The following is a 16,571-nucleotide window of genomic DNA, read 5'->3' on the forward strand; positions in this document are numbered from 1 at the left end:
ACCTCTTTTAAATAAATGACGGGGTGTAAATGCAAACTCACCACTGATTAATATTAATTAGCGTGCGGTATGCTTTTAAATTTTCACATCAGAATTTATTTAAATACCAGTCAGGTCTGTTTTATCAACCGCGTTGATATAAACACGGTAGCCATCGGGCGTGACCGCCGCAGCTTCACTCTTTTCCCATTCATTAAAAACAGTGTTCATCGGGGCAAGATATTCTGTCGGCGTCATACCGTAAACCCGCAACGACACCCTGATTTCAGCCGCACTCCCGTCTGAATTGGCAACCGGTGAGGAGTCCAGATTAACGTGCGTCATAGCAAGACAGGCATCATAATCGCCCCCTAGCGCCACCCTCAATTGCTCCCGCAGTGCATCTGTAATGACCAGTGGAGAAAGGGGCGCTTTTGGCTCAACGGTGGTAGACAAGGATTTCACCGGGGTCATTTCCTCGCCTTTATCACTCAGGCTAATCGGCACAGTGACACAATAGTTGAGCGAAAGACGTGGGCGATTGCCCAGCGACTGCCAGAAGTTACCCAGGCTATTCAGGTTTTCTTTGGGCGGCATAACCTGCGTGTAAGCCCCGGGGATATCGGCTAACTGGCGGTTGTTAATCAACGCCGCCAGGACCTGGGACATCACCTGGATAGCCTGGTTGTCGGGCTGGCTGTCCGGGTTGTCGGCATCCGTGGCGGGGCCGGTTGATTCCCAATACGTAATAAGGTAGTTGCACTTCACGTTGACCCAACCGGGTAATAACCGTCCTGCGCCGGCATTAAACCCGCGGGACTCTGCAGTACGCAGCTGCAGGTCTTCGTGGATATCATAAAGAAACACGCTTATCGCGGCATCTGCCTGCGTGGCATCCACATCCGGTAAATCAAAGCGGATTGCCACGGCCTCATTCACATAAGCGCGCAACATCTTATTCATCGCGTTATTCACGTCGACCAGCGTTTGATAATTAGACATACTCATTCCTCTGCATTAATAGTAAGTCATCACTGTCCATGATGGTGTTGTGTGTTCTGGCTGTTTAGGCAGCAGGTTACAGCGCAAGCCGCCCTGTTTTAGCCAACTCACGGGTTAACGCCGCGTCGATATGGCTGTGACTGACTTCTTGATTGCCACTTTCTTCAGCAAAGAAGGTGGCTAACAGGGCAATGTTCCTGATATTTGCGCCGGTGATATTTGCTCGCTGCGCTAATTTTTCAAAATCAACGTCCGGTGAAACCTTAATGTGCTTCGGCCATATTTTTTGCCACATTTTATGCCGCAACGTTTCATCCGGATAAGTAAAGCGGGTAATAAAGGTAAATCGCCGATTAAACGCACTGTCGAGGTGACTGCGGTTATTGGTGGATAAAATAACCAACCCAGGAAAATTCTCCAGCCGTTGTAACAGGTAAGACACTTCAATATTGGCATGACGGTCATGAGCATCTTTGGTTTCACTGCGCTTACCAAATAAGGCATCGGCCTCATCAAAGAACAAGATACCGGCATCCTGCTCTGCCAAATCAAAGATACGGGAGAGGTTTTTCTCGGTTTCACCAATGTATTTATTGATCACCGTGGAGAGATCTACCTTGATTAAATCCACCCCCAGGGTATGGGCGAGCACTTCCGCCGCCATGGTTTTCCCGGTTCCCGAGTCGCCGTAGAACAGCGCGCTGATCCCGACGCCGTAGCCCACCTTATCTTTAAAACCGCCGGCCAGGACTTTTTCCCGATAGCGGATGGCCGTCAACATCTCCTGGAGTTGCTGCAAGAGACTCTCTGACACCAACAGGTCGTTTAACGTCCGCTTCGGCGTAATACGTTGCGCTAACGCGCCAAAGTTCTGTTGGGTGCGTAAATTGAGCGCCTGACGAATATCACACTGTTGCAGAACATCCGCCGGGTCACGTTGCTGCCGATACAGTTCGGCCTCTTGCACAATCAGCGGCAGACTTTCCGGGGTAAAGGTGTAGCGCTGGCTTAAACTGATAAGATCAATATCCGCCGCGCGTCGTTCAGGCAGACAACCCATGAGCAGGTGCGTTTTTTCCTCCTGCGTCAACACCGGCATCTCTGTCTGCAAGGTGGGCGTTTTTTTCAGCCATAAAGGCGGGGCATAGGGTTCGACCAGGCACACCACCCTTAATCCCGGCTGGTTCAGGTGCTCAGATAACCTCTCCGGCAGTGACGTGCTCTTTTCCATCCGTGCCTGCAGGTTGCGGATCACCATTCCCGCGCCGCGCATACGGGCTTCGCGCATCAGACAGGTTAAATGCAGTAGCAGCGCATCGTCATCACTCTCGGTGCACTTATCGATATCAACCTGCAGCGTCTGCCGGTTTTCAGAGGCAAAAATGCTCGACACCGCATGGGCTCTGGCGCTACCCGGCATGCCGCGCAGCAACACCACGGGGCGCGGCTCGATATCGTCAGTCAGTAACACGCCTGCCAGCGCGTGTTTTAAGCCGGCAGGATAAAAAGGCAACGCCGGGGGGATTGGCCATTCAGCCCATGACGCTAACGCCGGCGCCAGATAATGATGCCCGAGTAAAAAATGGTACACACTGCTGTCGGTCATAAAGCGGGTGTGGCTCCATGCCGGATTTTTTTTATTCTCCTCAATCGTTAATAGCTGACAGCTCATTAACGGTGCCCGATGCAAAAAACTGGCTTGCTGTGCCCGTCTCTCCCTATCTGAAGGACAAAATAGCGTTAAGGCCAATGAAAAACTGGGCAGTTGACTTTGCTTTCCCCCCTGGATCCAGGAAAACAGCTCATAATAGCGACTGTCAAAATGGGGCAGCAATCCCAATAACACCGTGTCTCTTTCAAAATCAGTGAGTTCGAAACGATTAATCAGGTCCGTTAAGCCTTCGGTTAACAATGGCTGCCCGTTTTCCGTCCGGTAAATCGGCGGCGTGGCAGCGGCCCAATGAGGCCTGCCGACAGGGTGTTTCATTCGCGCCTCAACCTCCTCTTCGCTAAGCAGAAACGCGTTAAAATCCTCGTGACGTGCTGAATGGCGGTAATAATAATGCTGTAATAGCAGATCGATGCGTTCCAGCTCGCTGAATAATAGCGATAGCTGGCAATCACCCTGCGGAATAAACGCGGGCTGAAAGGTTGAAGAAAGCGTCATGTTGATATCCGATAAGAAGAGAAAATAGCGGCTGTTTTATCCTGTGAAATCGGTTAGCGGCCAGACGATAGTCAGTGGCTGTTCAGTCCAGGGGAAAGACGCCAGCGTCATTGGCCACGGCCAATCTCTGAGTAAGAAATCATAGGGTTCCGGCCGCACACTAATTTGGGGGAATGCTCCTTCCATGCTGATTTCACCTGCCCGCTGCAAGAACAACTGCCGAATATCCATCAGGCTCAATTTTTGCCAACCGGGAAGTTGTTGGCCGATAGCGGCCAGCCAGGCGTCAATCTGTTGCAGTTGCAGCAGACTCAGCGGTGTCGGCGGCGTTACGGAGGTTGAGCCGGACACCCCACATAACACCAGATTCAACATCAACCGGTCCTCCGTCGGGTTAACCTCCCCCCAGACCAATCGATCGAGACCGTACACGGCCTGCCACCGCGCCGCATCGCTGACAAACCGCTCTTCCTCCCGCAGACCCAGCAGGGAAAACAGCTGAGGCAAAAGCGGCCACAGAAGGAGCAAACCGGCATTGCTGATATCCTGACTCGGCGAGAGCTGTTCATTCGGCGAGCGGAGACCGCCTTCCCTCGGTTGCATCGTGCACCGAGATGTTGTCGGCATCTCCTCACTCCCCGGCAATGTGGCGTTATCCCGCAGTAGTGCAACCCGTTTGGGATCGGACGGCCTCTCCTTGCCCTGCGGCAACGTGGCATGATCCCGCACGGTATGCTCCTCCTCGCCCTCCAGCAACACGGTGTTATCGAGCGGTAGCTCAACCTGCTGGAGGTCTGGATGCATCCCTTCTTCCTCCCGCATGGCGTCATCATCCTGCAGTTGTAAACAACGACTCAGATAAGCATCAACCAATTGCACCCCCCGCCCTCCTTTCAGTCGATGAATCACCTGGCGCACGGCGGGTTGTCGCCATAGTGGCAACAACCAACGCATCACGACCAAGGGGGAATAGGCTCGTTGCTCGGGCAATGCGCTATCGGAAGGCCAATTGCCGGTCATTAACCGCGCAAGCTGTTCAGGTGGAATTTCACCCTGAGCAATCGCCTTTGCCCAGCTAATCACTTGACTGGCTGGGGGGGTATGCTGACTCAGCCAGTCATGTCCTTGCGCCTGATGCTGCAGGTAGCACAGCGCCGCTATCCCTAAACGGCTGGCGGTCACCCGGCTATAACAAGTATCCACTAACGCTGACGAGTGCTTATCTTCCCTTTGTAGCAGTCGTTTTAATAAACCCCGCAAATACTGGGGTTGCCCGTTTTGTAACAATTGCAGCAACGAGGTCTGTTGCAGGCAGCAAATAGCCAATGGGGTGAGCGCCTCAGGATTACTTTCAACGTGCGCCAGCAACTCGGCTGGTGTAGCATGAGCAAGCCGTGTGTTTTGTGTATGAGCCTGAGTGGCTAACTGTTCCATACATTGCTCTAACGCCTGCGCAAATCGTTGGTTAAACAGCGTCGAAAAGTGTCCTTCCGGAATAACGCCTAAATTAAGCACCAGTTTGGTAATATGGATGCTCTCCTCTGTCCGATGCTTATTTATAGCCAGGGATAATAATTTACTGATATTCTCCCTGGTAAATAAATAAGCATGTAGCCGGTGTTTCTCTGGCGACAGAGAAACCACATTAACACGACACTTTTGTATAGTAATACTGGGAGTATATAAAAAATTTCTAGTCATTATGGTGCGGAAACCAATGATGCGCTGCCACTAATACTGCTAGAATTTATTAAGCTCTTCCTTTGGTATTCTAATGAAATACCCTCAGCAGCTTTCGTTGATGTCCAAGACATCATGGTTACCGCTGATGATGAACCTCCCGTCATTGCTAATATTTGATTGGGAGAGACTGAATTCAATTTGATATCACCACTAACTGTGGACAGATAAAAAGCTCCTCGACCGTATACATATGCAACGCAGCCATTAGAATAATTACAAAAGAATGCGCAAAAGTAACTGCTGTACACATAGAAAGTGGCATTATGAAGTCCACACATCACGTTTATCCAGGCGGTGCTCTTTAGCCCCACACCGTTCGTATTGACCTGAATACCATTCCCGGCCTTGACGGCAACGCCAGTGCTGGTAACACTAATACCATTCCCGGCCTGTACGGCAACGCCGGTGTTGGCAACACTAATACCACTCCCGGCCTGTACGGATAAGCCCGCCGCAGCTAACGTCAATCCGCCGGCATTACCCGTAGTGACGCTAGCAGTCCCGTTCGCCAGTTTTACGTTCACGCCACTACCATTAACCGCAACGCCATTCCCGGCCTGTACGCCTACACCGTTGCTGGTGACCTGAAGCCCCTTACTTGCCTCCGCCTTGACGGCAACGCCAGTGCTGGTAACACTAATACCACTCCCGGCCTGTACGGATAAGCCCGCCGCAGCTAAATTCAATCCGCCGGCATTACCCGTAGTGACGCTAGCAGTCCCGTTCGCCAGTTTTACGTTCACGCCACTACCATTAACCGCAACGCCATTCCCGGCCTGTACGCCTACACCGTTGCTGGTGACCTGAAGCCCCTTACTTGCCTCCGCCTTGACGGCAACGCCAGTGCTGGTAACACTAATACCACTCCCGGCCTGTACGGATAAGCCCGCCGCAGCTAAATTCAATCCGCCGGCATTACCCGTAGTGACGCTAGCAGTCCCGTTCGCCAGTTTTACGTTCACGCCACTACCATTAACCGCAACGCCATTCCCGGCCTGTACGCCTACACCGTTGCTGGTGACCTGAAGCCCCTTACTTGCCTCCGCCTTGACGGCAACGCCAGTGCTGGTAACACTAATACCACTCCCGGCCTGTACGGATAAGCCCGCCGCAGCTAAATTCAATCCGCCGGCATTACCCGTAGTGACGCTAGCAGTCCCGTTCGCCAGTTTTACGTTCACGCCACTACCATTAACCGCAACGCCATTCCCGGCCTGTACGCCTACACCGTTGCTGGTGACCTGAAGCCCCTTACTTGCCTCCGCCTTGACGGCAACGCCAGTGCTGGTAACACTAATACCATTCCCGGCCTGTACGGCAACGCCGGTGTTGGCAACACTAATACCACTCCCGGCCTGTACGGATAAGCCCGCCGCAGCTAACGTCAATCCGCCGGCATTACCCGTAGTGACGCTAGCAGTCCCGTTCGCCAGTTTTACGTTCACGCCACTACCATTAACCGCAACGCCATTCCCGGCTTGTACGCCTACACCGTTGCTGGTGACCTGAAGCCCCTTACTTGCCTCTGCCTTGACGGCAATGCCGTCTTTATCAACCACAATCCCTTTAGTTGCATTGGGTTTTAATTCAAGAAGGCCCTCCGATGAAAGGGTAAACCCATTTGCCGGCCCGGTTTGCCCCTCTGCTCCGCCCACCGCCTGACGTCCCATATTGGCCAGATCAATCAGGTCCGCAAAGTCCGTCTGCAGCGGAATACTGCCCGCCTTAAAGCGCGCCTTCAGCGCATCGGCCTGGGGCAAGGCTCTGCTCTTTGGCTCGCTGTCACGCGCTGTGTCCGTTGTGTCGGCTAAGGTCGCCTGGGTATTCACTGGGGTTTCTGCCGTTTTCTTAGGGGTTTTGTCCGTCATTTTGCTCTCCAGATTCGTCATGATGTTAAAGGGTGGTTTGTACGTCTTTCGGCACGTAGAACAGCTCTTCTCGCAGAATAACGTCTTCATGCCACTGGCTGCCGTCACCGATAACCTCGGTGCGCTGCTCCTCGGTGGCGATGCGCATCAGGCCGATGTCCAGTTGGGTAACAGGGAGATGCCCCAGGGTCAGTATTTGCATCAGCGCAAAAGCATCATCGCCCAGCGGCATGCCACTGTTTTGCCAGCGCGAATAGGTCACCCCAAAGTTGTTAAAGGTGGCGTCATCAAGCCAGTGATTAATCAGGGACACGTGGGCCGGGAACTCCGCCATAATGGTTTCCTGTATCCAGGCAACCAGCTGCTCAGGCACGATATTGGGGTTCTCTATCAGACGGCGATTGAGCACCGCGCTGACCACAAAAGAGAACCTGTCTGTCGTCGCATAGTTCGCCTGGCTAAACGCCCACTGGTAGCGGAAGCTGCTCTCCGCTGAGGGAAAATCCTCTGTGCTGCCGGCCGCTTTTTCGATAAGCAACGTGCCCGCAATCGGATCGACCGCTTTAACGGTCGCCGCAAGCTGCCAGTCAGCATCAAGAGTGGCAGCACGGGTGGCGTTTGCCCCCGGCATGTAAAACTGTAGGCCCGCGGGGCGCAGGACAATGCCATCACCGACGCTGACCATGGCGGGATACGGGGATTGCGCGTTACTCGCCAGTAAGCGCTGCTGTGGATTAGCCGGTTGCAGTTTTGCCTCAGCATAATTCAGCCGGTAATCCATATCCTGCAGCCAGACATTGCTGTTTTGCCAGCGCAGGTTGTGACTCGCCCAGGCCGTCTCAAGCCGTGACAGGGTGTTGTGCAGTTGCTGACTGTTTTCCGTGCTGACGGTAAAACTGTCCCCCTCGGCCTTAATAACCAGCAGCCGGCTGACATGCAGTCGACTGCCCCCTTCAATCGCAATAAGGTCGATAAGCTGCCCCTGGACCACCTTGCCGACACTGCCCGCCTGCGTCAGCGTAATGTCGGGTTCGGCCACCGCAAAACCGGACGGGGTCTGTTCACTGTCAAAGGTGCTGTCCGGGGTCTGGGGCAGCAGCTGACGATGCTCAATCAGGTAAAATGGCAGTTGACCCAGGTCCGGATTATCAGCAAAGCAGATGCTGTCAAGGCCGATGCGCGCCGCAATACGCTTTTGCAGGGCGGAAACCTGGTCAATACGGATATTGATGCGGTCGTAACCTAAGGCGGGTTGCTGCGCCAGATACGCCCGCTGCGTCGCCAGAAAATCAGGCAAATCCAGCGTTAGCGGCAGGGCGGCCCGCTGGGTGCCAAAATACCCCAGCAGATACTGAAGAAAATCCAGTTCGCGGGCATAATTGCCCCCAACAGGCTGCTTATCCTGCGTGAAGATAGCCGCATCCTGCTGCGCAATTGCTTCCAGCGTTTTCGCGTAGGGCTGATGAATAGCCTGCTGCACCATCGCATTCGTATAGGGCCAGCGGGTCCCCCGAATGGCGTCGCCTCGGTTTTTAAATGCCAGTAAGGTAGGCAGCTGTGCCAGCTCTGCCGTACCGTCGGCCAGCAATTGGTCGACAGGCAGCAGAAACTGATGCACCGCGCGCGTCTGGTCGTCAATCACGGTATCGGGCTGCTGCAGGGCATAGCATTCGGGCTGACGCTGCCCGATGGGAATATAAAGCGTCTGATCACGAAAGCGGCCGGCGGGTAACACCGTGGGCGTTGTGACGATCAGGTCTGCCTGTGTCAGGTAACCCGCCATCGCCTCACTCTCCAGCGTGTTGCGAATACCGCCTTTCGACACCAGGGTTAACGGACTATCGTCACCCGCTAGCAGGCTCAGCGGCGGCGCCCCCCACAGCAGAGGGTAATAGCCGTCAGCCACTTGCCAGCGCAAGTTGTCCCCGGTAACGGCCGTAATGTGGCCATCGCCTTTATCGACAGACAAGGTGCTCAGGCTGGCCACGCCGGGGATAGCCAGCAACAGGTTCACCAGCGGGCCGAGGTTGAGGACGTAACCCCCGGAGGTGATCTGCGAGGGTGCCGTTTGCTGCCAGCCGTGTTTCAGCCTCGGCCCCTCAAAGATGGCGTCATCGGCATCACCGAGCGCACGCCGTTGTTCGGTGGTATAACGGGCGACCGCCGGGCGCAAAAACGCGTCAGTGACCTGATAAATCTGCGCCGCCACCTGATTGATATCGCCGATGTTATCGGCCAGTTCAATCGTCATCCGCGGGCTAAAGGTCGCCGGTTGCAGCCAGGTAATACGAGACACCACTTCGCCAAGATTACGGTGCGCCGCAAGAAACTCAGCCAGGCATTGCTCCACTGCCGCCAGGTTCTCGGGCGACAGGGACTGGGTATAGCGGGTCGGGACCAGCGAAAGCCACAGATTCCCCCGCAGTTTCAATTCGTTCACTTCACCGCTGTCTGTCGGCTTCCTGAAGCTGTATTCGCGTTTTTCCGCGTTATACCACCAGTGAAAACGGTGCTCTTTAGGTTCTTGAGTCAGGCTGACATCGCTGAATAAAAAATCCTGCTCAGGGGTGTCCAGGGCCTGAATGTCGCTGCTGTGCACGTCCAGTAAGGCCCGGCGGTAATCCTCTGCCGTCACCGTGTTACAGGTAAGCACCTGTTCAGGACCGAACTCTTCCGGGAACAAGGTGCTCTGGTCTTGATGGGTCAGCAGGTCATTCAGCGACAGTGACGCGCGGTAACTGAGGTCGGAACAGTTCCAAGTCGCGGACTGTAACAGAGTGACGCCCGGATCGTGATCGCCGGTATCCGTCCAGATCTCACCACTGAGCGCAGTGACTTTCTCGTGAGCCTGTTGCCAGAGCGCATCAAACACAATCGCGTCTTTCACCGCCGGGAACAGGGCGTTTTCTTTAGACATGGGTCTCTCCTTCCGGGCACAAAATCAGGACCTCATCATCCCTGGCGGTGACGGTACTTTGTGTTTCCATCGATGTGGGTTTTCCCGTTTCATCAATAACGTCGTGACTAAGAACCAGCGCGTTCACGGACTGCACCAGCGGTGACTGTTGCAGCGTGGCCAGCAGCTGGTAGTAGTCCACCTGATTGCCCGGTGTTACCGCCTGGCGTCGATCGGTCGCCCAGGGCATATAGTCGTGTTGTAACTGCGCCGCGAGCTGACGATAACCATAATCAGGGCGAATCCCCACCACGAACGTCACCCGATAGCGAGCCGTCACATCGATATATTTCGGGTTCTTGAGCGTCGGCGCCGCCCACAGCGAAGTGTACTGCGACAGCCATTGCGCCATCCGGCTCAACCTTCCGTTACTCAATGCCGGGCGCAGCGCGTCATCGTTATCACCATAACGACCGTCAGGGATAACCATCAGCGATTGCACCTCAAGCGCCGGGAGACGACTCAGTTTGTCCACATCGGGAAAACGGACATCAAAAATCTCTGGGTAGTGCTCCATCAGGAGGCTGCGCATATTGTTCCAGGTGATAGCCCGCTGCCGGTGGGCTATCCGGGGCGCGGCACGCTGCAACATCGCCATCTCCGTTTCCCGTGGCTGCCCGCCTACCGAGGGCAGGGGCTGGCGAACGTCGCTGATGGCGGCAACTGGCGTCACAAGCTGGTTGATCGTGTTGGCTGGCAGCGGCTGGGAAAAGTGGCTGTCATCAATCGCCTGCGCCACATTCAGGGTCGCGGTCATCGCATTGGCCAGCACGGCCTGCAGTTGCGGCATGGCCTCGGCGGGCGAGTTCTCGTCCTTTGCCTCTTTATTTTCTTTCAGCGTGCCTTTGATCCAGTAATACCCGGCCTCCAGCGGCTCGTCGTCCTGTGGCAGACCGCTCCCCGGCTGACTGTCTGCCGGCAGCCGCGCCCGCCACAGGTTGCTGACGGACAAGGACGCTGTATTGTCCTGCAGCTCGGCATCCAGCGAGGCCCATTTGGTCCCCTGGTAATACCACCAGGTGACATCCAGCGCCGATGAGGCGCGCACAGACCAGTAAAGCGACAGGGTGTCCTGCGCAGACGTCCCGCTGAACCCCAGATAAAGCTCGGGGGCCTTCTCTTTGGTGTCGGTCCCCTGTCCTGTTGCGGTAAAAAGACGCAGCCCCTCAGCCGGTAGCGTAACGCCCGTCGCGCTGTCGATGGCGGTATACCGTTTCCACGTCTCCCCAACCTGGGCTGTCCAGCACAACTGTTCCAGTTGCTGGCCGGTGATCAGCAGACTGTCGTCAGTCTGATAGGTGATGCTGTTCCCGGCGCTGTCCTGGCCGCCATCCAGCAGGCTGCCGGCGGGTAACGCATACGGGGACGAATTTCTTTGCAGCGTAAAGCTCACCGCCACGCTGTCCGGCTGCGGGGCGCGGGGGGCAAACCCCAATAAATCCCGGTAGTAAAGTGAACGGTGCCGCGCCGGCACCGTGTTCAGCATGGCTCTGGGCGTTTCGAGCAGATGCAGCAACGCCAGCAGGAACGCCTGCTGCACCGGCAGCTTTTTCTCTGCCAGCCCGGGGTACTGATAGATGTCACTCAGCGCTTCCAGCGTGCAGCCGGCCATCCAGAAGTCTTTCCAGTCAGCGTCGGTATGGCCGGCAAACGGCACGGCTTCGGTATATTTTGCCATCAGATTGAGCAGCCCCTTCCCTGTCCGTGGCTCCAGCAGGAAGGTCTGGTCTGTTAATCCGTTGCCCAATATCTGTTTCAGTTGCTCCAGGTCAGACATAATGTTGTCCATTGGTTATGTGATGATAAAGAAGACACGCAGGAGCCCGTTTCCGCCCTATCGGCAGCACGATGACTCACCCGGCGGTGACAAACGACTGGCTGTTGATAAATGTCCCAACCCCGGTGACAGCACTCAGATCCGTATCCGGTTTTCCTTGTGGATCCTGGGCCGGTGTTGTGGGCTGAAATTGCGTCGTAAACTGGCTGCCGACCACAATCATCGGCGCCGGTGCCGTCGCAAACTCAGCCCGCTGCTCGGACGCCAACGCTTTGATGGTGAGCGTCCCTTTTCCCGGGGAAGCGACAAAGGGAGGCTTGATATAGTCAACGGTAAAGGAGACCTGCTTTTCATCCCCAACAATGCAGATCTTTTTCCCCCCGATGCTGGCCTCACCGCTGCCGCTAATTCGTGGCTGGGGCGGTGGCGTGATCGTAATAGCGCCAAACTGCGGGTTGAATGTCAGCGCGTCACCGTCGATGACCACCAGGTTGCTCATAGTAACCTCAGCGTCTGGCCGTCATGAATGTTCAGCGTACCGTCCACCGTCTCGACCAGATCCGAGCCTGCCAGATACACGGTGATCTGCGCCCGAAGACGACTCGCTTCCTGTTTGTCCGGCTGGATAATGACGTCCTTGAGCAGCGCCCGAGGCTCATGGCGCAGAATGCTTTCTTCGATGCGGTTGTGGATGTTGGCCAGCAGTTCATCGGTGATATTCTCAAAGATAAAGTCATGCATACCCCCGCCATAGCTCTCACGCATAATGCGTTCGCCCGGTTCAGTCATAAACAGCACGCGCAGACTCTGCATCACTGCCTCAACGCCCGCCGTCAGGGACACGCCCGTGTCGGGGGAAAACCGCGGTGGAAATGCCCAGCATTGCCCCAGGGTCGCTTTCAAAATGTCGTTACTCATAGCAACCTCACCGTAATAGGTTATTTTTTCATGTTAATTTTCGCGCTGGTGATCTCCACCTGCTGCTTACCCGCAATCGACAGGTTACTGTCAGCCTGCAGACCCAACGTATCGGCCTGCAATTGCAGGGCGTTCGGTGTACTCATAGTAAGGTTCCCCTCGCCGGTTAAAGTGAGGGTATTGTCCCCCGCCATCAGCCTCAGCGTTTTCTCTTCGGTATCGATCATCAAGGCTTGCGTCTGGTCGGCTTGACTCACGATCAACCCCTTACGATTGTTCTTTTCATCCGGTGGGAACGGCGCGGTATTTTTCGGGTTGTGCAACGCCCCCAGGATCATCGGGTAACGCGGATCGCTGTCGATAAACCCCACAACCACTTCATCACCGGGTTCAGGGTAAAAACAGAAGCCACTCGCGTGACTGGCCCACGGCTTACTCAGGCGGGCAAAAATCAGCGAATCGGGCAGATTCAGGGCTGGCAGATGAATGGCAATCCGATCCAGATGCTGGGGATCGGCGGTAAAACCCGCTACCGTGCCAATATGCAGCGACCTCACCGGTGGCGCGGGCTCCAGCATTGACGCCGGCAGCCCAATCACCAGCTCACTGCGCCAGCCATACTGCGTATCAAACTGCTGATTGACCCCGCTCAGCATCGCCGTGCCGTCCAGCCCCGCCCCAAACCCACTCAGGGTGATACTCTCGCCCGGCGCGAAGTCCCGGGTCCCCGCCAGCACAATGTGGCCCTGTACGCCGGTCATTTGTTGATAGTTCAGCCAGGAGTTCGACAGGGTTTGCAGCGTAGCTTCAGGCAGCATGCTGAACGCCAGGGCGTAGTCTTGCCGCCCGGCGGAGGACTGGCCAACCTTACCTGCAGGTTTCCAGGGACGAAACGCGCCGGCCGGGCTTTTTTGCGCCGCCGTGAGCCGCTGTGCGGCAATATCCCATCCCTGCAGTGACAGGCTGTCTGGGGTAAAGCGGTTATCAAAATTCAAATTGATTTCATACAGCGTATAGTCGTGACTGTCGCGAGCAAGCGTCCGTGAGGCCATTGCCGCGTCGGACAGCGGGCGGATCACTACCGTGTCGCTGGCGGCATCAGGCAGCAGCCAGCAATTGGTGGACAGGAGCCGGCTGCGAATAAACTGCCAGTCACTGAGACGAAACTGGAGCAGTTGATCGTGCTTGCTGCTCAGTTGCGCCGCCGATTCTTGCGTCAGTTTCACCCCCGCAGACTGCAGCAACCCCTTCATGACGGTGCTGTCATCCTGCTGACGAAATACCCGGCTATGGGGCAAGAACGTCAGTTTCTGCAACGCGTGGCGGGCCTCCAGCCGCACGGACCATTCTTTCCCCTTCAGTTGCATCTTCTTTTGCACCAGATAACCGTCGAAAAGCGGCTTGTTATCCTGTGCAATCCCCACGCGGACGCCCAGGGTGAAACGACTGACTTCGTGTTGTACCGCGTTATCCGCTGCGCCATGATTATCCGTGGGAATATGCAGCTCCAGCTGCGCCAGCGGGATCTCATTAATAAGCTGCTGTACCCGCAAACGACGGATCCCCAATGTGCTGCGCTGTCCCGCTATGTCCAGGGTGATGTGGCTCATACCTCCTCCCCTTTCGTCGCCCGCAGAAAATCCCCGGTTTGAAAATCATCCAGATTATCCAAATCGTTATCCCAGGCCAGCGACAGGTAATCTACGCTGCTGGCCAGCACCCCGCCGGCGCTGAGCGCCAGCAGCGGCAACGAGGCCAGATCCGGTACGCTGACCAGTGCACGGTCGGGGGCGCTTTGTGTCTTAAGGGATTGCTGAATCACAAAGCTCTCATCCGCCACCAGACTTAACTGCACGGTGGCCCGCAGCGGCGTGGCGTCACGGTCAAACAGCGTGTAGGTGACCGATAAATCACGGGCCCGGCCGGCAAACCATCCTTTATTCTCCCAGCGCATTTTCCCCCAGGTGATGCGCAGAAAATAAGGCGATCCGGTGGCCGCATCCACGGCGCAGAGGGATTTCAGCATCGCCAACTGCGTCTCTATCGGGGTGGTATTCCCGGGCATCTGGCTGTCGAACAACAAGGTGAGGTTGAGGCCGACTGGCTCGGAAATCACATAGCGGTTGCTTTGCGACGCCGTGTTGATGGTGTCTTCGGTATCAAACCGCGTCTGATAATCCAGCTGAATAGTCTCTGGGTTATACATCGCGCTCATGCTGCCCGCAGGGATTTTCCCTTCGCGATCTTTCCAGGCGTTGAGGGTCAGCTTCGATAAACCCCGTTCAAGTAAGCTCACAGACACCCCCTTTCAAGCAGCTGTTCCAGCACCTCTTGTTTAATCCTCTCCACCCACCGCTGATCGTCCCACTCACGGTGCTGCGCAAACGGTAAGGACGGGGCAGAAGGGGCAGGCTCGGTGACCTCAACCTGGACGATCAACTCACGAATTTCGACGGTCATAGTTTTACCCCCAGCATGCGCATATCCTGATAGCGAAGCTCAAGCGTGTTGATGAGCACCTGGTTACTGCCGGCATCCAAATCGCCCATCTGCCAGCGCACCGGCAGGGCATGGCTCAGCGTCCAGGTGGTCACCGGTAATGAAAGCTCGTTCAGCAACATGATCACCACGTTGGCCCACTGCGTGCTTTCCCGGCGCAAGACGCGGTCAAACTGCAGCGTCAGGGGGGAGGCGTTCATCACCCCCCGCTCCAGCACCAGGCTGCCGTGATTCACCTGCTCGGCCAGCCAGAGGTTGCGGACATTCTCGCCCCCCTCCCGGTGCTGGCTCACTTCCAGTGTCCGCGACAGGCCGGATATGCGCTGGAACGCGATATCAAACGGATTGGGTATGTTGTTAAATAAAAAATTGACGAGAAAACGATGGGATACCGCGGGTGTACTCATCATGATTGACCTCCGGTTTGCGCGCTGGCCGTGCCGTCGCGCAGATCCAGCGTCAGGCTGATAGCAATAAATTCCGCGGGGGCCAGCAGCGCCAGACGTACCTGCAGGATCATCTTTCCATGGCGAATATCGTCTTCCGTCATGGTTTCATCCAGCCCGATACTGAGCGAAAAGGCCTCATCCTCCACCGTGCCGAAAAAGGCCCCTGCCAGCCATTGCTGACGCAACCACGTCCAGACCTGGCCCTTTAATTTCATCCAGGTCGGGGCCGTATTCGGCTCAAACAGGTAAGCGCGCGCCAATTTGCTCAGGTAGTGCTCCACGCTGCTGACCAGTAAACGGATCTGGATATAACGCCAGGCCGTGTTCTCCTCATTAAGCAAGGTCCGGCATCCCCACAGACGCACGCCTTTCCCGACAAAACTGCGGATCAGGTTGCAGGACACCCCCTGGTTATCCAGTAATGCCTGAGACGTCAGGATACTTTGGGTTGGGCGGCGGGTTTTGGCCAACGCGATGTTGGCCGGCGCCTTCCAGACCCCGTTATCGTGGGCACTGCGCTGAATGGCCGCCGCGACGGCCGGCAGGGGTGACAACACCACGGGCGCCGACGACTCGTCCTGGTAACTGGTTTCCAGGCGTGGCCACCAGGCCGCCCCGCGCTGACACTGGTCTGCTGAAAAAGACTGTTGGGTCAGCGTCACTGCGGACGCCGGATCCTCCGGTAATTCCAGCAGCGCAAAACGCTGCGGGGCCTGACGACACAGCGTCAGTAATACTTGCCAGCCCTGATACCAAAGGGCATCGGCGTCAACCTCGGCCGCGTCAACCCCCTCGGCGGAAAGCGAGGTCGAACTCACCTCATTGAGCTCACTCAGCTCCGGTACCAGGACCAGGCCGGTCTTATCATCCGCTAACAGCGTCTCCAGCATCTGCGGTGTCTGTAATGCGGCAATCAACTCTTGCAGACGCGCGGCGGGTTCTCCCTTCCCTGGCCCGAGGGGCAGCACATAGCACTGCAGCCCACCGTTTTCAAAGAAATGGCGCAGGGAATACGCCAGCGTCCCACGCTGTCCAAAGAGACTGTTCGCCTGCGTCAGTGATCCCACGCTGACGGGCTGCATCACCGTTACCGGTATCGCCGTATCAGGAGGGGTATAACCAATAAACAGGGGCATCGTCACCGGATCGTCGTTTGACGCCTGCGTTAACAGTGTTTCATTGTACGAAACCCCAGGAAGAACCATAGTCATCA

13 protein-coding genes are annotated in these 16,571 nt (G+C 56.1%); all 13 read right to left on the bottom strand.

All coding sequences use genetic code 11. The features are described from left to right. Window positions 1–99 precede the first annotated feature (99 nt). Window positions 100–981, bottom strand: coding sequence for a DUF4255 domain-containing protein (locus tag KHA73_RS24135; protein WP_169558220.1), 882 nt, complete (start codon window positions 979–981; stop codon window positions 100–102). A gap of 76 nt (window positions 982–1,057) precedes the next feature. Then, window positions 1,058–3,148: an ATP-binding protein gene (locus KHA73_RS24140; protein ID WP_010895817.1), complete on the bottom strand. Its 2,091-nt coding sequence runs from the start codon at window positions 3,146–3,148 to the stop codon at window positions 1,058–1,060. Window positions 3,149–3,184: 36 nt separating this feature from the next. Beyond that, window positions 3,185–4,849 (bottom strand): contractile injection system tape measure protein, encoded by a 1,665-nt coding sequence (locus tag KHA73_RS24145; RefSeq protein ID WP_010895816.1) that lies wholly within the window; start codon window positions 4,847–4,849, stop codon window positions 3,185–3,187. Then, entirely contained in the window at window positions 4,849–6,759 is a 1,911-nt protein-coding gene (locus KHA73_RS24150) for a beta strand repeat-containing protein (RefSeq protein WP_169558218.1), read from the bottom strand. The genes KHA73_RS24145 and KHA73_RS24150 overlap by 1 nt, the downstream gene beginning before the upstream one ends. Before the next feature lie 25 nt (window positions 6,760–6,784). Then, a complete protein-coding gene (locus KHA73_RS24155) occupies window positions 6,785–9,676 on the bottom strand; it encodes a hypothetical protein (RefSeq protein ID WP_010895814.1) in 2,892 nt (963 codons plus the stop codon). Further along, window positions 9,669–11,492 carry a baseplate J/gp47 family protein gene (locus tag KHA73_RS24160; protein ID WP_010895813.1) on the bottom strand — a complete coding sequence of 608 codons (1,824 nt, stop codon included), beginning with the start codon at window positions 11,490–11,492 and terminating at the stop codon, window positions 9,669–9,671. The genes KHA73_RS24155 and KHA73_RS24160 overlap by 8 nt, the downstream gene beginning before the upstream one ends. 76 nt (window positions 11,493–11,568) lie before the next feature. Continuing rightward, entirely contained in the window at window positions 11,569–11,991 is a 423-nt protein-coding gene (locus tag KHA73_RS24165; protein ID WP_010895812.1) for a hypothetical protein, read from the bottom strand. Further along, a complete protein-coding gene (locus KHA73_RS24170; RefSeq protein ID WP_010895811.1) occupies window positions 11,988–12,410 on the bottom strand; it encodes a GPW/gp25 family protein in 423 nt (140 codons plus the stop codon). The genes KHA73_RS24165 and KHA73_RS24170 overlap by 4 nt, the downstream gene beginning before the upstream one ends. Window positions 12,411–12,430: 20 nt before the next feature. Further along, window positions 12,431–14,020, bottom strand: coding sequence for a phage baseplate assembly protein V (locus tag KHA73_RS24175; protein WP_010895810.1), 1,590 nt, complete (start codon window positions 14,018–14,020; stop codon window positions 12,431–12,433). After that, window positions 14,017–14,706 carry a CIS tube protein gene (locus KHA73_RS24180; RefSeq protein WP_010895809.1) on the bottom strand — a complete coding sequence of 230 codons (690 nt, stop codon included), beginning with the start codon at window positions 14,704–14,706 and terminating at the stop codon, window positions 14,017–14,019. Before KHA73_RS24180 ends, KHA73_RS24175 begins: the two co-directional genes overlap by 4 nt. Further along, window positions 14,703–14,870 carry a DUF5908 family protein gene (locus KHA73_RS24185; RefSeq protein ID WP_010895808.1) on the bottom strand — a complete coding sequence of 56 codons (168 nt, stop codon included), beginning with the start codon at window positions 14,868–14,870 and terminating at the stop codon, window positions 14,703–14,705. Before KHA73_RS24185 ends, KHA73_RS24180 begins: the two co-directional genes overlap by 4 nt. Continuing rightward, window positions 14,867–15,319: a phage tail protein gene (locus tag KHA73_RS24190; protein WP_380740010.1), complete on the bottom strand. Its 453-nt coding sequence runs from the start codon at window positions 15,317–15,319 to the stop codon at window positions 14,867–14,869. Before KHA73_RS24190 ends, KHA73_RS24185 begins: the two co-directional genes overlap by 4 nt. Beyond that, entirely contained in the window at window positions 15,316–16,569 is a 1,254-nt protein-coding gene (locus KHA73_RS24195) for a phage tail sheath family protein (protein WP_010895806.1), read from the bottom strand. The genes KHA73_RS24190 and KHA73_RS24195 overlap by 4 nt, the downstream gene beginning before the upstream one ends. Window positions 16,570–16,571: the final 2 nt, after the last annotated feature.

Origin of the sequence: Serratia entomophila (assembly GCF_021462285.1) — a bacterium.
Lineage (GTDB): Bacteria > Pseudomonadota > Gammaproteobacteria > Enterobacterales > Enterobacteriaceae > Serratia > Serratia entomophila.